Raw genomic sequence first — 21,364 nt, 5'->3', positions numbered from 1 at the left:
CTCTCCTTTCTTTTTTAAACCCCTTGAGGTGATGTTTTTCCCAGTAACTCCAAAACAGTGTTAATCACTTTTTCCGGAGTTGGCAAATAGATGTCTTCCAGTTGAGGTGAAAAAGGGACAGGTGTATGTGGGGCTGTCACCCTTTTAATTGGTGCATCAAGTGTATCAAAACCTTTATCAGCAACTAATCCAGCAATATCTGCTGCGATTCCACATCTCGGATTAGCCTCATCAACAATCACTAGACGGTTCGTCTTCTCTACTGAAGCTAAAATGGCCTCTTCATCAAGAGGTGACAAGCTCCGCGGATCAATTACTTCCGCTTCGATTCCCTGTTTAGATAGTTGTTCTGCTGCTTGCAAAGCTGTCTGGACTTGTTTTCCAACGGCAAAAATCGTTACATCAGATCCTGCTCGTTTTAAATCGGCTTTGCCAATTGGTATTGTATAATCATCTTCTGGAACATCACCGGTCATGTTGTATAATGTTTTATCTTCAAAAAAGATGACTGGATCCTGATCCTCAATCGCTGCTAGTAATAACCCCTTGGCATCATAAGGTGATGACGGCACAATCACTTTTAATCCAGGAATACTTGTAAAAAGGGCATATAAACTTTGTGAATGTTGGGCTGCCGCTCTAAATCCCGCACCGTGTGTCGTCCGAATTGTAATCGGAACTTCCGCTTTTCCCCCAAACATGTAGCGGAATTTTGCTCCCTGATTTAACACTTGATCTAAACAACAACCAATAAAATCATTAAACATCAATTCCGCTACGGGCCTTAGCCCAGTTGATGCTGCAGCTATTGCTGCACCAATATATCCCGCTTCACTGATTGGTGTATCAAGGACACGTTCGCGCCCGAATTCCTGAACAAGCCCTTTCGTCACTCCGAGTACACCCCCCCATGCTTCATCATCATGGAGATGATCGACATCCGCACCGCCAGCAACGTCTTCCCCCATCAAAATGACGTGATCGTCTTTTTTCATCGCCAGTTTAAGCGCTTCATTCAGTGCGCCAGACATACTTAACTGTCTTGTCATTTTTTCTTCCCCCTTTTGAATGGATTAATAAGATACATAAACATCTGTTAATAACTCTGCTTGATCTGGATATCGACTTTTTTCACTAAACTCAACCGCCTCATCTATCGCTGCAGTCACTGCTGTTTCAATCTCTGTCAACTCTGTTTCAGTCAGGACTTGTTTGTTCAACAGATCCGTTCTGAAAGCAACAATCGCATCTTTCTCTTCTTGATGCTCGATCCTTTCTTCATTTGGTTTGTAGCGCTGTGCATCTCCTTCAAAGTGACCATAATTCCGATATGTCATACATTCAATTAATGTCGGTCCTTCCCCATTTTTTGCTCGGGCAATTGCCTGTTGTGCCGCCTCATAGACAGCCATCACATCTTTGCCATCAACCTGGATGCCAGGAATTTGATAACTTGTAGCACGATCAGCAATTGACTTACAGCTTGATGCATAGGAAAACGTTGTCGCTTCACCATAGCCATTATTTTCAGCCACAAAAATGACAGGCAGTTTCCAAATAGCCGCGAGATTGATTCCTTCATGAAACGTACCTTGATTATTTGCACCATCACCGAAAAAGCAAACGCTTACATTTTTTGTCTTTTTATATTTTGCTGTTAAAGCAGCCCCACAAGCTAGCGGAAAGCCACCGCCGACAATTCCATTCGCACCAAGCATCCCTTTATCAAAATCAGCGATATGCATTGATCCACCTTTACCTTTACAAAGCCCTGTTGCCTTGCCATAAATTTCCGCCATCATTCCCTTTAGATCACAGCCTTTTGCTATACAGTGACCGTGGCCACGATGTGTACTTGTTATACTGTCTTGATCATTCAAATGAGCACAAACACCGACGGCAACTGCTTCCTCACCAGCATAAAGATGAACAAATCCAGGCAAAATCCCTTGGGCAAATAGCTGATGAACCCGGTCTTCAAATTCACGAATCTCCAGCATCTTCCTATACATCCAGACAGCTTTTTCCTTTGTCAATCCGTGTTGCATATTTGTAAACCTCCTCTTGTTTTGGATCTCATCATTTATCATGCAAAAAGTGTGCCAATCTTCAGGTAGCAGATGTAAAAGGCGATACTACATAAACTGTTTACTAAAAATAGAGACAAAATGAGACTGGTGTCTCATTTTGTCTCGAAAAAGTTGCCAGAGATTCTTTTTGACCTTTACAATGGATGATAAAAGGAGGACGATATCCATGAGAAAAGCGATTGTTTTTTTAATCGATGGTTTTGAAGAAATTGAAGCGATTACCACGATCGACATCTTGCGAAGAGCTGAAGTGGAAACAGTTACGGTATCACTTGATCCAGATCTCCGTATTAAAGGTGGACATGACATTGTCATTGAAGCAGACCAAATGTATGATGATACTGATTTCCAAGACACAGACATGCTCATTCTCCCGGGCGGCGCTGTGGCAAGCAAAAAAATGTTTGAACATCATGCCTTACACCAGACATTGAAAGAGGCAGCAGCAGCCGATAAATATATTGCTGCAATTTGTGCAGCAACAATGACACTTGGAAAAACAGGTCTTGTGAGCGGAAAAAACGCAACTTGCTATCCAGGCGTTGAAAAAGAGTTAACCGGAGCAAATATTGTAACAGATCAACATGTCGTGACAGACGGAAAAATCATCACCTCTCGAGGTCCGGCAACAACGATTCCGTTTGCTCTTAAACTTGCTGAATTATTAAGTGGCAAAGAGAAAGCCGCAGAAGTTGCCAAAGGGATGCTTGTTGATTAAATCAAATATTGACATAGTAAACTATAATAGATATGATATTAAAAAAGTAAATCGAAACCCGTAAAATCATTAATCGTAGTTTCATGCTTAAAAAGCTTTAGCAGGCAGTTATAATTTTGGTTATGACTGTGTGAAAAAGAATTTTAATATGCATGAAGTTAAAATTATGATAAGACGGTGTATTTCATTTTCTTCACTTTTATTTGGAGAAAAGAAATATACCGTCTTTTTTTAGGAGGACATATCTTGGAAATTCAAAAATGGACGAAAGGTTCCCTAGAGGCTGAAATTAGTAAAACATTAACACAATGGGAAAAAGACTATTTAGGACGAGGTTCTGTATCGGTGAAAACAGATATTATTAGAAATATGGTCATCGTCTCCTTAAACGGAATTCTTACACCTGCCGAATATAACCTTTGTCACACTTTAGAAGGTTTATTGTCAATCAAAAGGAACCGTACTGGTCTTGTTGAGTCGGGACGTGAGAGCCTTACCAGTCTTCTCAAAGATTTAACAGGAGAAGAAACCGTGACCTTTCATACCGATATTAGTACACGCACCGGAGAACGAATCATGATCTTTAAGTTAGCAAATGATTTACAAAAAAAATTATCTTAAAAAATGGAAGATCTTCAAAACGTGAAAATGAGTTGAAGATAAGCCGGTATTATTCCAAGCTAGACAACATTGTGCAGCTTGGATATACCGGTTTTTTTATTTTAGAAAGGAAAAACAAACATGAAGCAACATTTTCTTTTAAAAGATTTTTGCGGAGGGATACCGAATGTTCCTTTTGCTTGACTCTTTATTCTGGCTTAAAGCATTTTTTGTTTCACTAGCTATTTGCCTGTTCAGTTCGTTTTTATTTATAAATTCACGGGTCCCTTTACAATTTGTTCGTATTCATACTGGAATCATGATAATACCCCCACTGGTTGTATTACCAGCTCTGTTAAGTGCCAATGCACATCATACTTTTGGCCATTGGCGCTTAGACCCGTTGGCATGGTTAATGGCATTCTTTGTCTTAATGATTAGTGTCATTGTGCAGCGCTTTTCTGTCCGCTATTTGCTCGGTGATCGATCATATCGAAAATTCTTTTTCCTCCTGACACTAACGACAGGTGCATCTTCAGTGGTTTGGTTAAATGATGACCTTCGCTGGCTGTTGGCGTGTTGGGGTATTACCCTTTTTGGACTCACAAACCTCATCTGCCTCAACAGCAGATGGCAAGCCGCTAAAAATGCCGCTTTATATGTAGGCCGACTGTTTATTCTTAGTTGGCTGGCTTTGGCAACTGCTGTTGTTTGGTTGTCACTGCATACAGGAGACTGGCAGTTATCACAAGCCATGAGCGATAACAGTCTTTCTCAGCTGAACGTATGGGATCGAACAGCTATCAGCATGTTGCTTGTCTTGGCAGTGATGATTCCAGGAGCACAATGGCCCTTTCACCGTTGGCTGTTAGACTCGGCAGTTGTTCCTACACCGGTTTCTGCCGCTATGCATGCTGGCTTAGTAAATGTTGGTGGAATCATGTTAACTCGTTTTTCTCCACTGTTTAGTGGTGATTCAGCACAAATCTTTTTGCTATTTCCAGCGATCATTTCAGTGTTACTTGGTACAGGTATGATGATCGTTCAGACAGATTATAAGCGTAAGCTTGCTGCCTCAACAATTGCACAAATGGGATTTATGCTCATTCAATGTGCGTTAGGGGCCTATATAGCAGCTGTTATTCACCTTGTTCTCCATGGACTGTTCAAAGCAACTCTTTTCTTACAAGCTGGTTCAGCAGTCGGACAGCCTGGACTTGCAACTCAGAACATTAAAAAACCAACCCTATTATGGAATATGACAGGAGCTGGGTTAGGAATCTCTGTCGCAATGATAACCTGGATCACTTCATCAGGAGAAGGCTACCAATTGGTCAGCGCCCTTGTTTTAGGATGGGCACTATTTTTTGCTTGGACACAACTAATCACAATTGGTCATGGACGAATTGTCGGTTTTTTATTTCTTACAGGAGCGTTCGTTCTATTCAGCGGGATTCATTTTATTTTTTATGGGCTACTGAAGGAGTCGATATATCAAGAATTACAACAACCGGCATTCGTGGTGGCGGCTATAACCGGCAGCATTTTATTAATAGGTAGCTTCATTGTCAGTTTGATCATTCGCTACCACTCGTTTCCTTTGTTTGTCACAACCTATCTGTGGCTGGTCAAATTGAGTGAACCTCATCCAAATTCGGTCGAGGGCCAACCATGCTATCTTGAAAATTTGTATCACGGGGAGGTTGTCAATGATGAAGACAGCATCTGTTTCTCAAAAATTGATTTTAAATGAACAACCAATGAAAAACCTTAAAATTGATCAACTTGTTCAGGCGGCCAGCAGAGTGATTGCTCCCCTTTGGCCTATTTCAACATTTGCTGCACGGAATCCCTGGATGGGCCTTGAAGGGCAATCGTTTGAAGAAGTGGCACACTGGCTCAACAATTTACGTGGTGTAGATATACTTCCTAACAAAGCTATGCTTTCCACAGCCAAGAATAAAGGAGAAATTGATCAAACCATTTTAGAAAAGAAGCTTTTACAATGGCTTCATTCACAATCTATTGATATTCAGTGGGAAATCGCCGAAGCATTTTGCAGAAATGCACTGACCCTAGATGATATACCTACTCAACTTTTGTCATCATCTAAAGTGAAGAAGTTTGCTAAGAAGCTAAACAATCTCAAGGTTTATAATCAAAAACCCCAACCGATTCAGCCGTTAAGTCAATTGTTAGAACAGCATAGCAACGAAAAGACAGCCCATCTTCTCGATCATCATTTCATTAAATGGTGCAAGCTGTACCTTGATGAAACAGAGGCAACTTGGCGGCTTCCCAAGCGTGAAAAAGGATTTTATTATGCATGGCGTCAGCTTATTCAACATGATCCTGCCCTTCGTCATACAGAGCGCCAACTGTTGAAAGATTGGCCGAAAAAGGCTGATGACGCTTTGAAAAAAGCACTAATAGAGCTCCGTATTCCTTATTCAGAGATCCAGAATTATCTTGAAGCTCATTTCCTTTCATTGCCCGGTTGGGCTGGTATGATGCTCTGGCGCTCGCAACAATCACTTGAAGAGCAATCACTTTTATTAGAATTTCTTGCCGTTCGGCTTTCCATGGAGTGGATGTTTGTCAAACCTCATCTTCCCTTCCCTATGCCAAGAGCCGACAAAAGTACTCAGATCGTTCCGTTGATCGCAGCTTGGCTTTATTGGGGCGATTTGGATGTCAGAACATGGTCACAGCTTTCCATCCGTGAACAAAAAGCACGCTTAACACTCGCTGAACGTTTTGATGATATTACCCGAAGAAAACTTTGGCTTGAAGCATGGGAGCAAACACATGCCGCCCATTTAAGAGAGCTGATAACAAAGAAAAGTTCACACTCAACAGTTGAAGAAACGATGCATGCTCAATTTGTATTTTGTATTGATGTCCGTTCTGAGCCATTTCGCCGTGAATTAGAAAAGGCAGGTCCATTTGAGACATATGGAATGGCTGGATTTTTCGGACTGGAGATTGAAACGAGTGAACTCGGTAACGAGCATAGTCACTGCTCCTTGCCAGTTATACTAAAACCAAAACAAAAAGTGAAAGAAACAGCAGCTAAATCTGAGTTCAAGGTGTATCAACAAAATCGCAATACTGTCTATTCACTCAACTCGACCTTTAAAAAGATGAAACAAAACCCGCTTGCCAGTTTAGTACTTCCAGAAATAAGCGGTCCTTGGCTCGGCCTGCAAATGATTGCACGCAGTTTTGCCCCTTGTAAAGCTGCTTCCATCTTCGGTCGACTCAGAAAAGCATGGTTGCGTAAACCTTCTGTTAAATTGTCGCTTGATTTTAACCATCATTCTGAAACAGATATACCAGTTGGTTTCACAGAAAAAGAAAAAGTAAACTATGTTCGTCAGGCTTTAAAAATGATGGGGATTACACAGTTTGCTCCACTCATTGTCATTTGTGGGCATGGAAGCCACAACACAAATAATCCATACGCCTCTTCATTAGATTGCGGAGCTTGTGGAGGGGCATCAAGTGGCTTCAATGCACAAGTTCTTGCAGAATTATGCAACCTCCCAAATGTTCGAAAAGCACTTGAATCTGAAGGTATAGTAATTCCGGAAGACACGATTTTTACAGCTGCAGAACATATCACAACACTTGATCAATTGAACTGGCTACATGTACCTGAGCTTTCGAATACCGCTCAACAAGCGTTTGACCACATCAATTCCGTATTGCCAAATGTTAGCCAGGCTGCAAGCAAGGAGCGATTGATGAAACTACCTCACCTTGGATTTAAAGATTTACAATCTGAAGTCCGACGATTTGCGGAAGATTGGAGTGAAGTAAGACCTGAATGGGGACTGGCGCGGAATGCTTCATTTATTATCGGCAACCGTCAGCTGACAAAGGAACTAAACTTGGAAGGAAGAGCTTTTTTGCATAGTTATGACTGGAAGCAAGATCAAGATGGGAACGTACTTGGCAGTATTATATCCGGCCCAGGAACAGTAGCTCAATGGATTAATCTACAATACTATGCATCAACTGTCGCCCCGCATTACTATGGAAGCGGGAATAAGGCGACCCAAACGGTAACTTCAGGTCTTGGTGTCATGCAAGGAAATGCAAGTGACTTATTAGCAGGCCTCCCATGGCAGTCTGTTATGTCGTCTGACCAAGAAATGTATCATGCTCCACTTCGACTCTTAGTCATCATACAGGCACCTCGGGAACATGTCGAGCGATTGCTTAATCAAGCTCCTCACTTCCGCCAAAAAGTCAAAAATGGCTGGCTTCACCTAGCATTGATTGATCCACAAGGGAGATGGGAAGACTGGCGATTGGCCAACAGAACCAATAAAGTAAAAATGAGGTGTGAAAATCAATGAAGTCTATTAAAAATAAAAAAGTGTTATGTATCATCGGAATGGAGAGAAAACTCGAACAATCAATATGCGAAACAGCTGGTATTCAGCCGGAAAACATACTTGTTTTGAAAAGTGTTCACTCTGATATTTCACAACCATATGGTGAGTTAATGCGAGATATTATCACGCTAGTCTATCAGGAAAAAGTTGATGAAATTTTGATTGTCCGCTCAAACAATGAACAGGTGATAAATGAAGCAGTTGTTTACAATTTGCGCTCTAAAGACCTGATACTGAATGAGAGAATGAATACACTAAATTACCTTTTTCAAAGTTGTAATCCTGAATTTCCATCCCGAAATATAAATGAATGGTTAGCAGGGAGCAAAACTAGCACTGAAGGCATTCAAAAAAGTGTCAGCCTTATTCGCCGCCACCCTTTAATCCCTTCCCATGTAAAAGTTTGCGGATTTTTACTTGATACTGATCATGCGATATTGACAGAAATCGATGTCACTTAACAAACTGAGACTACCCATCACTGTCGAGATAACATCTCGACAGTTTTATTTTTTGATCGCTTTCTCTACAATCTGAATGTCATTTTCAAAAAAGCTAAGAGTGACATAAAATGCATTCCGTAGTATATTTTTAGATATATTTCCATTATTCTTTAGAGGAGAGATAAATATGAACGAAGCTGCACAATTGTATTGGGACGAGTTTTGGAAGGCTCAAGGAGAGCCAAAACCAACTTCAGTCAGTGCGTGGCAATTTGGCGATAATCCAGACCATCTGGCTCAATTAGTCATAGATGGTGTAAAAACAGCTACTTGTTCAGGACTCTTTTCCTATGAAATTGAAAATGAACCACTCCCTTCCATTGAAGATTATAGTGTGATCTTAAACAGTAAGGACGAGCCTTTAGCGATGATCAAAACAACAGAAGTCAAACTGTTGCCAATGAATGAGGTTCCAGAGGATTTTGCTGTTGCAGAAGGTGAAGGTGAAGGTGATTACTAATACTGGAAAAAAGCGCATGAAGAATTCTTTACAAAAGTGTTAAAAGATTATGGAGAGGAATTTTCTGAAGATATGATGCTCGTATGTGAACGTTTTACATTAATCGATGTAAAAAATAAGTCGGGCTTGTCCGAAAAGAGCAATGATTAAACGTGAAAAGGGCGTTCCATAGTCAAAAATCGACTTATTGAACAGCCCTTAAACACTCCACAGACCTTTATGCAAGTTCTTTTTGTTTCGTTTCCGTTCCCAAGAAGAAAACAGCGGCAACAGCAACTAAAATCGCCAAGCAAAAAATGAGGAAAATAATCGACAAAGTTACTTTTTGACTGACTAGGTATCCGACAAGCAGTGGACCTAAAATCCCGCCGATTCTCCCAAATGCGGCAGCCATTCCAGCACCTGTTCCTCTAATTGTTGTCGGATATTGCTCAGGTGTATAAGCATAGAGTGCTCCCCAAGCGCCAAGATTGAAAAATGATAAAAACATGCCTGCTGTTAACAAGAGCGCAAGTGACTCAGCTGTTCCAAAAAAGTAGGCACTGATGGCAGTCCCTAATAAATAAAGGGTCAAAACCATTTTCCGACCGGCCTTTTCAATCAGCCAAGCAGCCGAGAAATAGCCAGGAAGCTGAGCAAGTGTCATAATCAAAACATATTCAAAACTTTTAATCATACTGAATCCTTTCATGACCATGACTTGCGGAAGCCATAAAAACATGCCGTAATAGGAAAAAACCACACAAAACCACACAATCCATAGCATTGCTGTAGGACGAGTGTACGCCTTAGACCAGACGCTTTTCACGTTTTCCAACATAGATGGCTTTGTTTGTTTCATCATTTCTTCATATTTTGGTGAATCCGGTAAAGCCATCCGTAAATAGAGTGCATAAAACGCCGGAAGAGCCGTAATTAACAACGCAACCTGCCAACCGTAGGTTGGAATAATAAAATATGAGATAAGTGCTGCAACTAACCAGCCGAATGCCCAGAAACTTTCAAGCAATACCACAACTCTTCCGCGCCGCTCTGGCTCGACTGTTTCGGAAACAAGTGTTGAAGCAACGGGAAGCTCTCCCCCCAACCCCATTCCAACAAAAAAGCGTAAAATTAAAAATACCGTTAATGATGATGTCAAAGCTGACAAACCGCTACCAACTGAGAAAAATAACAGTGTGATGATAAAGACATATTTTCGACCGACACGATCAGCCAAAAGTCCAAACAAAAAAGCCCCAACAGCCATGCCGATCGAGTTGACACTGCCAATCCAGCCCATTTGTTGCGATGTCAAATTCCATTCAACATGTAAAGCCGTTATAATAAATGATAATATTCCGATGTCCATTGCATCGAATAACCAGCCCAGACCGGCAATACCAAGCAATTTCCGCTCTGAAACCAGATGATTTTGTTTCATACTCAAAACACCTCTTTACAGTTTTACATGACTATTAGTTTACACTTGTCTTTACACTTTTGTCACGAAGAAAATTCAATCTCTTGGCTCTTATCCTGATTTCATTTCGTTTTTTTATGCAAAAAAATAAGTAAACCGCAGTTAACGATTTACTTTCACATTCTGATTCCTAGTTATCAGTCGATCAATCTCAGTTAACGCCTCTCTCATGCTGGTACAGTTTTGAAAGCTGTTAGCAATTTTTTCAATCCCTTCAACATATCGCTTATCACTCAGCACTTCCCTGACAGCCTGCCTTAATGTATGTTCATTAATGTTGTCTTGAGAAATCGAATATCCCGCCTTCAATTCTTCCAGTCTTTGGGCAACCATTGGCTGATCCTTATCATGTGGAAGCACCACCATTGGAACACGGTAATGAATGCTTTCATTCACACTGTTCATTCCTCCATGAGTCACAAACACATTCGCTTCTTCCAACACCTCTAACTGTGGAACATATGACGACATTATGAAATGATCGGGGATCTTCTTTAGCGTTGTCATATCCACTTTTTCTCCCACAGCGATCACAACGATACCTACAAAGTCTGAAAAGGCATCAATGCATAAATTGAAAAATTCTTCTGTTTTGCTTAATACCGTCCCCATTGAAATATAAATGACATTTTGATTTTTTAATTTTTCAAGCGGAAAATCGTGTTTCTCCAATCGGTTTGGAAAACTTGGTCCTATAAACAAATATTTATCACCAAACTGGTTACTGTCAGGCTGAAAATATCGACTCGTATAGACAACACATCGCTCTGCTTGATTGTTCATAAACTGAGACATATCACGCGGCGTGACACCATACTGTTCTTTCATCTCTTTCAATAAATCTTTACATTCATGATCCAATTGCAGTGGCACTTCTGAATTCGGATGTAGCGGTAGTTTCTTTAAATGGTCCTCCGTAAATAGAAATGAAGATGATGATGTGATCCCTGTAATCCCCAAATAATCCCTAACTAACTCTCCCACACCAAACTTATCATAATAAACGACATCAAACTGAATCGATTTTGACAACTCTTCTACTATCTCTAAAATTTGTAAAGATGTTTGCAAATGAATTTTCAGAAATGAAAGAAGACCTGATAGAGAAGCTACATCAATTGCAGCATGTCTCAATAAATCCTCATGCAAGTGAACAGTTGCACCGACACCTTCTAATCGCTCTTGATACTTTTCTGTTGAAATGTAATGAACATGGTCCCCCCTATCAGCAAAAGCTTTAGTGATCCCTAGTGTAGGATTGACATGTCCTTCTGCAGGAAAATTTACAATTAACACATTTTTCACGCAAACGCCTCCTATATTGGATGTTATTAACAATCATAAATTGGGATAAACATCCATACAAGAGGCTATTGAAGGGGTTATGTGTGCTTCTATAGACTTACTCTATCCTTTCAACGTCATCGACCTGTAAATCGGTTTCTTTATCAAAACTTAAATGATATTTTACATAACCAGTATGTTTATCTTTGATGTCTTCTCCTTCAAATATATTGACATTGATCATAACCTGTTCATAATCATATCCTTCATCATGTAACAAGCGTTGAATGGTTTTTGCCGCATGATAGACAGCTTTTTCATCACGTTTTGTAGCATCAAGGACAATATCAATGCCCATCGGTTTATCTGTCTTGAGCTGCTTGCTCCATTTTACATCACCATAAAATAAAACCAAAGCTATCATAGAAGTAACGTTTTCATTGCAAGAAAAAAGGAAATCGCTACAAAAATAATTTGATAAACCGAAAGTTTGTGATTGATTTTTTAAAAAGAAGAGGGGTATTTGACATCTCCACTAGTTTTCGGTATTCTTCATGTTTTTCGGCCTGTTCCTCAATCCATTGAGAAGTCTCTTCACTTAATAGCCCTTCATGATATAAAGGAAGCAAATCTTCAATAATTTAGCGAATTTTATCATCCATAATATCCCTCCATCTGTTTATATAGTGTGATACGAGTCTGTCTTGCCAATGAGAACACCAATTTCATTGAATGATCATTCGCCATAAATGCGAAGTGTTACAATTTCTTTTGAAAGCTCAAGGCCATTCATTTCACTAAGTAGCTGCTTTTGTTCTTCAATCTTTAAAAGCTGTCCTTCAGGTGACAAGCCTTCTGCATTTATTTCCAGAATAAGCGTCAACAAATTTGTTTTATATCGTTTAGACCAATAATGCTTTTTCAGAATGTTTTAGCCATTGAAAACAGCCATATTTTCACTGTCGCTTTGCCTGAAAACGTGTTAAAGCTTTTGGTCGCCTGATAAAATTCAAGGTTTTCACGTAAAAAAATGTATAGATATCAGGCTGTATATCTTTATAAACTTCCTCAAGTTTCATCATGTCCTCCCTCACCCGATTTGACATTGGATGAGTATGCTAAGATTTTTTATTCACCTATTAGGACCACAAACTATGGATTTGTTACACTAAATTTCTCAAAAAAAAAGAGCCTGTCCAAAAGTCGATTTTGAAGTGACCCCATAAAGTTAGACACATTTTTTTATTAGGCTGCTTGGGCATGAGTACGGTACTGAACCGGGCTCATGCCTTTTAATTTTGCCTTGATTCGCTTGTGATTATAGTAATAAATAATAATTCTTTAATTCTTGTTTAAAATGCTCCATACTTTCAAATTCTTTTAAATAAAGTAATTCAGACTTTAATAAGCCAAAGAAATTCTCCATGACTGCGTTATCCAAGCAGTTCCCCTTACGGGACATACTTTGAATAATTCCATGTTCTTTTAATGCAAATTGATACTGCTTCATCTGATAGTGCCAGCCTTGATCAGAATGGAGGAGGAGGGTGTCCCCTTCGTTTAAGCGCTTAAAAGCTTTGTCCAACATTTTAGAAACAAGTGGATAAACAGGACGCTTTTCTATGTTGTAGGCTATAATTTCTCGTTATATAAATCAAGAATTGGGGATAAATATAGTTTCTCTCCAAGTAAATGAAACTCGGTCACATCCGTTACCCATTTCTCATTTGGTTTAGAAGCAGTAAAGTCACGTTCTAAAATATTAGGCGCAACTTTGCCTACTTGCCCTCGATAGGAGCGATACTTTTTCATACGCACCAAACTTTTTAACCCCATATTCTTCATCAAGCGCTGAACTGTTTTATGATTTATCTTTACTCCTCGATTATGTAATTCCATTGTGATGCGACGATATCCATATCGTCCTTGATGTTCCTCAAAAATTTGCTTAATCAATTCTTTTTCTTCCGCATACTTATCTGGACGATTTAGTTGTTTTATCCAGTAATAATAGGTACTGCGTGCAATACCAGCCACCTTCACTAGATCGATGACTTTAAATTCATGCCTTAATTCATATATTACTTGCGCTTTGTCTTGTTCTGTAATTTTTCCTTTTCTTGAATTAAGGCCTTCAACTTTTTTAAATAAGAATTCTCCATGCGTAAACGCTCAATTTCAGCTCGTAACGCTTCTTCTGATCCTTCTGATGGTTGATTCTTTTTAGGTTCTTTTTTCATAGATGGACGCCCCTTTTTCTTTGGTTTTAGGGCGTCAACCCCTTCTGCTTCAAAGGAACGGCTCCATTGGAGTATCGTAGAGGGAGAAGGTATATTGAAAATAGCAGCAGTCTCATTTATTGACGTCCCATTATCTTGCATATAATGAAGTACGTCTAGTTTATACTCTAAAGAGTGATTTGTGTACCCATTATTAAAAGCTTCCTCACCATGATTCTTGTATTGATTAACCCAATTCCAGAATAGACCACGACTAAGGCCGAGCCTTTCTGCCATTATATTTCCTCCTTCTATTCCATTTAAATATGCTTTTACAGCTTGAATTTTAAATTCAGATGAATATTTAACCAAAAGAAAAGCACCTCCAAATTTTAGACTGTGTCTAAAATTTGGGGTGCAGTTCATTTTTGGATGCCCTTTTCACATTTAACTACGCTAATTATCAATATTTTGCTCTTTTCATACAGCTTCTTCAATCTCTCGTCCTTCAGCCACAGCTCGGTTAAGCGCCTGTAGCATATAACCGATTCCGCGATATCCTGCTAACGGATAAACGACCATCTGTTCATCACCAAACACACTTTTCATAACAGGACGGTATTTTTTTCCACCAAGCATCACAATTTTATCATATTTCAGTAACTGTTTCTGTTTAGCTTGTGCTTCTAGCTTATCCAAAGGCATGATCTCAGGATGGCGCATCCCAAAGGTGACATCGTAATTTTCTGGTACAATATCTTGCTCCTTCAAAAAGCCGTGTTTTGCTGATAGAATCACCCAATCGTTAAAAAAAGTTTGTGCATATGTCCGGCATGCTTGGTGAAATGGACTAAGATAAACATCTATGGCAGCTGAAGCACCTCGCATTGGGTCAACATCCCAAATTTTTTTGGCACCACAAGGGATGATGCAAAGTTTTTTCATGGGACCTCCTTAAATTTGCTCATTCATACGCCCGATCAATTCATTCATTCTCAATGAATCTCGCTACATTACCGCCGCATGTTGAACATTTTCCTTTTAAAACCAAGCCAAGTCGATCATTTTGAACACTGTAATTGACCATTGTCGTCACACCGCATGTTGAACAAAATACGTTACTCAACAGCATCTGTTGCGTTTTGAAGGTATTGATGACCACTTTTTTAAACCTGTCATATCAGTAATGACTAGGATCGCTTTCTGTTATGATCATTAACAATCTTCTTGCAAACATCCTTTAATTTTTCTATAGCATATTGATGACTGTATTTGATCCTAGCACAGCTTTTTCCCATAAATGCTAAAGGGATTAAATCTTTGATCAGTGGTATTCTCAAGATTAGGAAATATTTCTCTAAAAAACCCTACAAACTGTTCGACTCACTCTTTTTTTGGACCTGTTAAGCTGTCAATGTATTCGTTAACCAATTGCACCTAGATATATGATTACCTTGTAACAAAACTAGTGTACTGTCAATAGGGCAAATATAAAATGATAAGGGGGAACAGACCAAGTGACTCCTCCCACACACATATCCTCAAGTGTTTATTGACGAATATAACCGCTTGTTTTCTATTTCTTGTTAGTCAATTACAGCCGGAATGATTCGTTCCTTAATTAATGTCCACCTATCACGAGGATTCATAGTAAATTCAGATGCTATTGCTATAACGAGGTCTTTTTCTGGAATACAGCAAATGACATGACCGCCATCACCCATTGCTAAGTAAGCAAAAACTCCGTCCTCTTTGCGTAACCACCATAAATAACCGTATTGATTAGAATTCATTGCTGTTGATTCGACGGTCCATTTTTTAGGAATGATCTGCTTGTTGTCCCAAAAGCCATCGTTTAGATATAGAAAACCAAAACGTGCCATATCACGGGGACTTAACGATAACCCCCAGCCCCCAGTGGAATAGCCGTTTGGATCTTCAACCCACCCTTTCACATTTTTTCCGAATAAATCATCAAATCCAAAAGATTTCATTTTATAATCAGGGATTTCTTTCATACCGATCGGTTTAAATAAATGCTGATTGGCAAACTCACGGGCACTTTTCCCTGTACAACGCGTAATGATGGCAGAAAGCAGATGTGCCCCTGCGGTGGAATATTTAAAAGTACCAATCCTGCCTTTTTGCCCTAACATATCAAGGATATACTTAATCCAATCAGGTTGTGTACACATCTTTTCTAGCGGTTCATGCCAATCCTCAAACGGATATGGAGCGGTCATGGTAAGAAGATGACGGATGGTAATGTTTTGTTTCTGCTGATCATGGAAAGCAGAAATATATTCAGGAAAAAAGTCGAGTACTTTCTGATCTACATCATCAATATATTTTTTATCAATAGCAATACCAATCAGTGCTGACATAATACTTTTAGTTACAGATGCTACATGGTACGTATGATCTGGACCATAACCATTATGATAGCTTTCATAAGCAATATATCCATTTTTCACAATAACAATCCCGTTTATATTGCTATATTCAGAACTTATCATCGGTCCAAGTTCTGAAAGTTTGTCAGAATCCATCTTTAACGCTTGTGGGTCTAAGGTTTGCCATTCAGTTGTTGGCCAATAGTTTCTTTGCATATATCGTTACCTCTTGCTTTCTACTATTTTTTCTTTACAGGAAAATACACCTCGGTTACAAGATCTTCAGGAACAGTGGCTTGATGAGGATTGGTTATATAAATTTCATATGGTGAGTTCACCAATTCATATTGTTCATTTTCGATCCATTCCCTCAACCTAGCATATACCGATGTCAATTCTGAATATGCCCCCTTTAAAATAGACTTTGCACAAAGGCTTCTAGGCAACACTCTCGTTCCTTTTACAGCCTCCTCTATCGGGATGGCAAACTCAGTATCATTACCGGCAGGGTTATATTCAGGGCTGTGATAAATCGTCATCGGCTTACCAAGCAAAGTCAACTTTTCAGTCGCAATTAGTTCATATAACCTATTAAAATATGTTCTATATCCTTCAGTATAGTCAATCATTTGACGTATAGATAAAACATTCATTGGTTGAGCTTCAACAAGCTGTATATCTATATTGTCCAAATATGACATAATCGGAATGCCCTTTTCTAAATGAAGAAGATCGTTACTGATTTGTTTTAAGGTATGTTCAAGAGCATTTATCTTGTCTTTCATTTCCCTTTTCTTACGATGAAGAGCAAAACAAAGCTTATCTTCTAATTGTTCCTCTTCCCACTCTAGAAAAATGTTAATGTCCTCCAGAGAAAAATTGTACGTTTTTAAACGGTTGATCAAGAGCAACTTTTTTAATTGCTTGATAGAATAATACCGATAACCGTTCTCCTTGTTCACCTCATCAGGCTTGATTAAGCCAATTTCATCATAATAGCGAAGTGTTTTTGCAGATACTCCACAGATCTTTGAGAATTCTCCAATTGATAGCAAGATGTCACCTCCATTTGTATGGGCTCAATTCTGTTATACACTTTACCCTAAGGGTAAAGTCAACTAGCGAAAATCAATAAATAAAAAAACTGAAAGAAAATGGGGATGAGAAGTGGAGACTAAAGCTGATAGCGGCATTTGATAAACATGATTTCATATAAAATAGGAGCAAAGTAACAATCTCAGTAAAGATCGTTACTTTGCTCCCAAAAATGAACCTATTCAAATTTATCCTTCAATGCTTTTATAATTTGATCGGATTGTTTGATTAAAACTGACACACCTTTTTTCAAACACGGCTTTCCTTTAAACCTTTCGATACCTTTAATATCGATATCATTACTAATGATGACACAATCAGCCTCTGCAATATCTTTTGGATCTAATGGATTCTCTGTACCAGAGCCTCCTTGTGTTTCAATTAAAACCTTAACATCATATTTTTCTCCAGCTAGTTTCAAAGCCTCTGCAGCCATATAAGTGTGTGCCACACCTGATGGACATGCTGTAACTCCAACAATTTTCATTGCTATTTCCTCCTTCTAAATGTTTACTAGATCCAGTTCAAAGTCTTCATGATCATCATCTTTTATCACTTCATCATGGTTTTTCTTCTTAAGGAGATTGACAACTAGAGCTGTTGTTAAAGCTCCTGCAATGATGCCTAAAATATAGCCAAACTTTCCTTCAACAACTGGTAATACAATAATTCCTCCCCAAGGAGCATGATTCACGACCCCCATTAAAAAAGGAACAATATTGCCTACAATACCGCCTAAAACAATTGACGGAATGACTCGCAACGGATCATTTGCTGCAAACGGAATAGCGCCTTCTGTAATCCCTACACATCCCATAAGAATAGCTGCTTTACCAGCTTCTTTTTCCTCAGTATTATATTTTTTAGGACTCAAGAATGTAGCAATCCCCATACCAATTGGTGGAACACAGATCGCTACCCCAACACCACCCATAAGCCATGGAACTTTGTCTACTTGAGTTTGTGCAAATAAAGTAGCTACTTTATTGATCGGTCCTCCCATATCAAAAGCTGTCATTCCACCTAATATAGCACCTAAAGGTAATTTCCCTGTTTCCCCCATATTATTTAACCAATTGGTTAAGCCTTTCATCACAGATTCAATTGGAGAACCTATTACCCAGACAATAATGGCCCCAGTTAAAAATGTTCCGACTAATGGATAAAGAAAAATAGAACCTAATGATTTCAATGCAATTGGTAATTTTATTTTCTTTAATTGAAATACAATAATCCCCGCCAAAAAACCGGCCAAAATCCCACCTAAAAACCCAGCACCTACTTGACTGGCGAGATATGCACCAATTACCCCCGGAGCCAAGCCAGGTTTATCAGCAATTGAATAAGCTATATATCCACCTAAAATCGGAATAAAAAGTGTCAAACCACCTAATCCAATTTGTGCAAGACCTGCTAACCATCCATCTGTTGGTGTGGAAGGTGTACTATTTAACATGACAGAAATTGAGAATAAAATACCTCCAGCAACAATAAATGGAATCATATGAGATGTTCCAGTTAACAGATGCTTTTTTACTTGACTTAATTGTTTTTTCATCTTCTACTCTCCTTTTACTCGTCATATTCTTCTTGGAGACATACAAAGAGTGAAACTATTATGCATCTAATGCAATAACTGAATTTATCGTTGTATATACTTCATCTTCATTTGATTCCAGTAATGTATTTCTAAAATCTTCATGCATTAAATTTCTAGCTAATTGAGAGATGATTTTTAAATGTCCATCGTTATCTTCTTTTGGAGCAGCAATTAAAACGACAGTATTTACTTTTTCGTCATGATCATGGCCCCAGTGTATCGGTTGTGACAATCTTCCATAACAAATAGCTGTTCTTATTACATTTTCTGTTCTTCCATGGGGCATTCCGATATGATAACCAATATAAGTCGGGTGGATCATTTCTCTATCATAGACATCTTTAAGAAATGCAGCTCTGTCTTTAATACTGCCTGCTTCACTTAATTGATCAACCAATTTCTTGATTACCTCATTTTTGTCACTGCCATTAATATTTAGGACGATGCATTGTTTACTAAGAATTTCAGCCATTTTTCAAACTCTCTTTCTCTTTATGTTTTATGATTTCCATTATTTCATGAGAAGACTTTGCTGTTTTAATATGTGTCATCAAGTCATATTCTTTAACCATTCGTACTAATGAAATTAAAGCGGGAATGTGTTCAGAGTTATCTTTACTAGCTAAACAAATCATAATATTTACCTGTTTTTCTCCAAATCTTATCGGTTTCTTACTAAGAATGAGGCTCATCCCACTTCTTTTTACATATGCGCCTGGCTTTCCATGTAACAAAGCAAAATGATCATCTGAGATAGAGTAGTAGCCTAACTTGTTAATACTTGCAATGATTTCTTCACCGTATTCTTCATCAACATAACCATATTCGGCTAACAAATCCGTACAAAGCCTAACCGTTTGAACCCATGAATCGCATCCTTCAATAATAGAGATTCTTTCCTCAGATAACATGTCTGAGAAATTTTCAATTCTACTTTTTTTATTTGTCAAAGGATAACCAAACTGATTTCTAATGACTTGCAACACTTGTAAACGATTCTGATCATTTAAAAACTCTAAGTTTCTATTAATTGAAAAATAATGAGTCAATACTTTTTTTCTAGGTATGCCTGCCTCAATAATGTTCCTGATATCCTGATCTGTAAGGATAGGCGTAACGACTACAATTGGTTTTTTAATCGGCATTTTATCAAGTTCAGTTGTTGTGATCACCAAATCGACATGATCCCATTGTTGATAATTTGACAACCGATATAAAGGCAATACTTCAGTAACCTGTAATTGGAATTCGTTTATGAGGGACTCTTTCAACATTGTTGTTGTCCCATAACCAAAACCACATACTAACAGAACTCGTTTTGGTGCTTCCTCTCTTATCCGTCTAATGCTAGCGATAAAATGTATCGTTAAATAAGTGATTTCTGACTGATTTCTCAATTTTTTCAGAATGTCAACATTTGAAATCACCTGACTGACGATTTCATAAATTTCAATATCACTTGACGATAGCATCGGCATAATATTTTCATGAATATCAAGATGATTTCCTATTCTTCTGATTAAAGGCGCAATATGATTTGTTAAACCTCTGACGAGAATTTCATCTGATTTGAAATCAAGATCCATCTTTTCGCTCATCTCATCAATCAGTTGAAAAGTGATCGCTTCAGCCTGCATCACATCTTCTTCACTTTCATTGACATGGTAACTAGTGTAATTAAGTAAACGTGAGATAAACTCCTTTTGCTTGTTAGAAAATTGTATTTGGCATTCTTTTTCTAACTTACTGATCAGTTCCTTACAATCTAAACTTTCAACTAGTTTGAAATCACTAAAATGAATCACATTCTCTTTTTGATAAATAGTCGACCAGATTGTGATCAATATATTTGATAGATACCATTCAAACGAATGATCTGATAACACTTTTTCTCTGCTTGATAAATCACTTATTACGATATGAATGATGTGATCTAAATTGATTTGATTGAAAGATTGCCGAATAATATTTTTGATTTTCAACTCAAATGATGTGTATACAACAGTGTCATCAAAGAATAAACAGCAATACCTTTTAAACTCTCTATAAAGCAACAATAGAAAGTTTTCGATTTCACCCTCCAGGTTAAATCCTTGTGAATAAGTAATTTTAATATGATAAGAATCAAACTCATCTTCTATTACATTTAAATCGTTTTTTATAGTTGAGCGAGAAACTTGTAATTCATTCGCTAATTGGTTCAGATTTAACAAACTACTATTTAGTAACAAAGTAAGTCTAATGATAGAAACTCTATCTTCTTGAACAAAAAGGTAATCATCAACTCCTGAAAAAACCGACAAATCAATTTGATCTGGGAAAATGAGAATTCCTTTTGATCTTTTTTCTATGGGAGGATAATTGTGTGAAATGAACTCGTCATTAATTCGATAAATATCATATCTAACATGTCTTTCTTTTATGTCTAGGGCATTTGCTATATCTTTATAACTCGTTTCTTTACACTTAGATAAATAGTTAATTATTTTAACCATTCGCCTACTAAACATCGTTTTTATCACCTCCTCATGTTATGC

At 38.3% G+C, this 21,364-nt stretch carries 18 protein-coding genes and 2 pseudogenes; 6 read left to right on the top strand and 14 right to left on the bottom strand.

What is annotated here, in order from left to right; genetic code table 11:
* Positions 1-14: 14 nt before the first annotated feature.
* Together PDT38_RS12910 and PDT38_RS12905 are read right to left on the bottom strand one after the other, a co-directional pair.
* On the bottom strand, positions 15-1,049 hold the full coding sequence (locus tag PDT38_RS12910; RefSeq protein ID WP_270802133.1) for an alpha-ketoacid dehydrogenase subunit beta: 1,035 nt from the start codon (positions 1,047-1,049) through the stop codon (positions 15-17).
* Between the two features lie 24 nt (positions 1,050-1,073).
* The gene (locus PDT38_RS12905; protein WP_270802132.1) at positions 1,074-2,048 is read right to left on the bottom strand and encodes a thiamine pyrophosphate-dependent dehydrogenase E1 component subunit alpha; all 975 of its coding nucleotides are present in this window, start codon (positions 2,046-2,048) and stop codon (positions 1,074-1,076) included.
* Between the two features lie 208 nt (positions 2,049-2,256).
* On the opposite strand from PDT38_RS12905, the gene PDT38_RS12900 reads away from it, so the two are divergent.
* The 6 genes and pseudogenes from PDT38_RS12900 (at position 2,257) to PDT38_RS12875 (ending at position 8,924) form a co-directional block, all read left to right on the top strand.
* A complete protein-coding gene (locus tag PDT38_RS12900) occupies positions 2,257-2,808 on the top strand; it encodes a DJ-1 family glyoxalase III (RefSeq protein WP_270802130.1) in 552 nt (183 codons plus the stop codon).
* A 246-nt stretch (positions 2,809-3,054) separates the two neighbouring features.
* On the top strand, positions 3,055-3,429 hold the full coding sequence (locus tag PDT38_RS12895; RefSeq protein WP_270802128.1) for a DUF2294 domain-containing protein: 375 nt from the start codon (positions 3,055-3,057) through the stop codon (positions 3,427-3,429).
* 166 nt (positions 3,430-3,595) lie between these two features.
* Positions 3,596-5,161, top strand: a complete 1,566-nt coding sequence (locus tag PDT38_RS12890) for an NADH dehydrogenase subunit 5 (protein WP_270802127.1) — start codon at positions 3,596-3,598, stop codon at positions 5,159-5,161.
* Between the two features lie 7 nt (positions 5,162-5,168).
* Positions 5,169-7,772, top strand: coding sequence for a DUF2309 domain-containing protein (locus PDT38_RS12885; protein ID WP_270802157.1), 2,604 nt, complete (start codon positions 5,169-5,171; stop codon positions 7,770-7,772).
* Entirely contained in the window at positions 7,769-8,272 is a 504-nt protein-coding gene (locus PDT38_RS12880; protein ID WP_270802126.1) for a carbonic anhydrase, read from the top strand. Before PDT38_RS12885 ends, PDT38_RS12880 begins: the two co-directional genes overlap by 4 nt.
* A gap of 169 nt (positions 8,273-8,441) precedes the next feature.
* Positions 8,442-8,924, top strand: a pseudogene (locus PDT38_RS12875) (ASCH domain-containing protein).
* A 67-nt stretch (positions 8,925-8,991) separates the two neighbouring features.
* Here PDT38_RS12875 and PDT38_RS12870 read toward each other — a convergent pair.
* The 12 genes and pseudogenes from PDT38_RS12870 to PDT38_RS12815 form a co-directional block, all read right to left on the bottom strand.
* Complete coding sequence (locus PDT38_RS12870) at positions 8,992-10,197, bottom strand: MFS transporter (protein ID WP_270802125.1); 1,206 nt, start codon at positions 10,195-10,197, stop codon at positions 8,992-8,994.
* A gap of 141 nt (positions 10,198-10,338) precedes the next feature.
* Positions 10,339-11,541, bottom strand: a complete 1,203-nt coding sequence (locus tag PDT38_RS12865; protein WP_270802123.1) for a macrolide family glycosyltransferase — start codon at positions 11,539-11,541, stop codon at positions 10,339-10,341.
* 97 nt (positions 11,542-11,638) lie between these two features.
* Positions 11,639-11,944: a hypothetical protein gene (locus PDT38_RS12860; protein ID WP_270802122.1), complete on the bottom strand. Its 306-nt coding sequence runs from the start codon at positions 11,942-11,944 to the stop codon at positions 11,639-11,641.
* Between the two features lie 312 nt (positions 11,945-12,256).
* Positions 12,257-12,406 carry a hypothetical protein gene (locus tag PDT38_RS12855; RefSeq protein ID WP_270802120.1) on the bottom strand — a complete coding sequence of 50 codons (150 nt, stop codon included), beginning with the start codon at positions 12,404-12,406 and terminating at the stop codon, positions 12,257-12,259.
* 359 nt (positions 12,407-12,765) lie between these two features.
* Positions 12,766-14,111, bottom strand: a pseudogene (locus tag PDT38_RS12850) (IS3 family transposase).
* A 108-nt stretch (positions 14,112-14,219) separates the two neighbouring features.
* On the bottom strand, positions 14,220-14,684 hold the full coding sequence (locus tag PDT38_RS12845; RefSeq protein ID WP_270802118.1) for a DUF6884 domain-containing protein: 465 nt from the start codon (positions 14,682-14,684) through the stop codon (positions 14,220-14,222).
* A 641-nt stretch (positions 14,685-15,325) separates the two neighbouring features.
* Entirely contained in the window at positions 15,326-16,348 is a 1,023-nt protein-coding gene (locus PDT38_RS12840) for a serine hydrolase domain-containing protein (RefSeq protein ID WP_270802116.1), read from the bottom strand.
* A gap of 23 nt (positions 16,349-16,371) precedes the next feature.
* On the bottom strand, positions 16,372-17,187 hold the full coding sequence (locus PDT38_RS12835) for a MerR family transcriptional regulator (protein WP_270802114.1): 816 nt from the start codon (positions 17,185-17,187) through the stop codon (positions 16,372-16,374).
* 218 nt (positions 17,188-17,405) lie between these two features.
* Entirely contained in the window at positions 17,406-17,714 is a 309-nt protein-coding gene (locus PDT38_RS12830) for a PTS fructose transporter subunit IIB (protein WP_270802113.1), read from the bottom strand.
* Positions 17,715-17,729: 15 nt separating this feature from the next.
* Positions 17,730-18,785, bottom strand: coding sequence for a PTS fructose transporter subunit EIIC (locus PDT38_RS12825; RefSeq protein ID WP_270802112.1), 1,056 nt, complete (start codon positions 18,783-18,785; stop codon positions 17,730-17,732).
* A gap of 58 nt (positions 18,786-18,843) precedes the next feature.
* Positions 18,844-19,299 (bottom strand): PTS sugar transporter subunit IIA, encoded by a 456-nt coding sequence (locus PDT38_RS12820; RefSeq protein WP_270802111.1) that lies wholly within the window; start codon positions 19,297-19,299, stop codon positions 18,844-18,846.
* A complete protein-coding gene (locus tag PDT38_RS12815) occupies positions 19,292-21,337 on the bottom strand; it encodes a BglG family transcription antiterminator (protein WP_270802110.1) in 2,046 nt (681 codons plus the stop codon). Before PDT38_RS12815 ends, PDT38_RS12820 begins: the two co-directional genes overlap by 8 nt.
* Between the last annotated feature and the right edge of the window lie 27 nt (positions 21,338-21,364).

Origin of the sequence: Bacillus changyiensis, from assembly GCF_027706145.1 — a bacterium.
GTDB classification, from domain to species: Bacteria; Bacillota; Bacilli; order Bacillales; family Bacillaceae; genus Bacillus; species Bacillus changyiensis.
This window is presented reverse-complemented; position numbering and strand designations above follow the sequence as displayed.

Coding starts and splice junctions, on each gene's coding strand:
- PDT38_RS12910 (WP_270802133.1), bottom strand. CDS start 1,049: ATGACAAGACAGTTAAGTATGTCTGGCGCACTGAATGAAGCGCTTAAA.
- PDT38_RS12905 (WP_270802132.1), bottom strand. CDS start 2,048: ATGCAACACGGATTGACAAAGGAAAAAGCTGTCTGGATGTATAGGAAG.
- PDT38_RS12900 (WP_270802130.1), top strand. CDS start 2,257: ATGAGAAAAGCGATTGTTTTTTTAATCGATGGTTTTGAAGAAATTGAA.
- PDT38_RS12890 (WP_270802127.1), top strand. CDS start 3,596: ATGTTCCTTTTGCTTGACTCTTTATTCTGGCTTAAAGCATTTTTTGTT.
- PDT38_RS12885 (WP_270802157.1), top strand. CDS start 5,169: ATGAAAAACCTTAAAATTGATCAACTTGTTCAGGCGGCCAGCAGAGTG.
- PDT38_RS12880 (WP_270802126.1), top strand. CDS start 7,769: ATGAAGTCTATTAAAAATAAAAAAGTGTTATGTATCATCGGAATGGAG.
- PDT38_RS12870 (WP_270802125.1), bottom strand. CDS start 10,197: ATGAAACAAAATCATCTGGTTTCAGAGCGGAAATTGCTTGGTATTGCC.
- PDT38_RS12860 (WP_270802122.1), bottom strand. CDS start 11,944: ATGATAGCTTTGGTTTTATTTTATGGTGATGTAAAATGGAGCAAGCAG.
- PDT38_RS12845 (WP_270802118.1), bottom strand. CDS start 14,684: ATGAAAAAACTTTGCATCATCCCTTGTGGTGCCAAAAAAATTTGGGAT.
- PDT38_RS12840 (WP_270802116.1), bottom strand. CDS start 16,348: ATGCAAAGAAACTATTGGCCAACAACTGAATGGCAAACCTTAGACCCA.
- PDT38_RS12830 (WP_270802113.1), bottom strand. CDS start 17,714: ATGAAAATTGTTGGAGTTACAGCATGTCCATCAGGTGTGGCACACACT.
- PDT38_RS12825 (WP_270802112.1), bottom strand. CDS start 18,785: ATGAAAAAACAATTAAGTCAAGTAAAAAAGCATCTGTTAACTGGAACA.
- PDT38_RS12820 (WP_270802111.1), bottom strand. CDS start 19,299: ATGGCTGAAATTCTTAGTAAACAATGCATCGTCCTAAATATTAATGGC.
- PDT38_RS12815 (WP_270802110.1), bottom strand. CDS start 21,337: ATGTTTAGTAGGCGAATGGTTAAAATAATTAACTATTTATCTAAGTGT.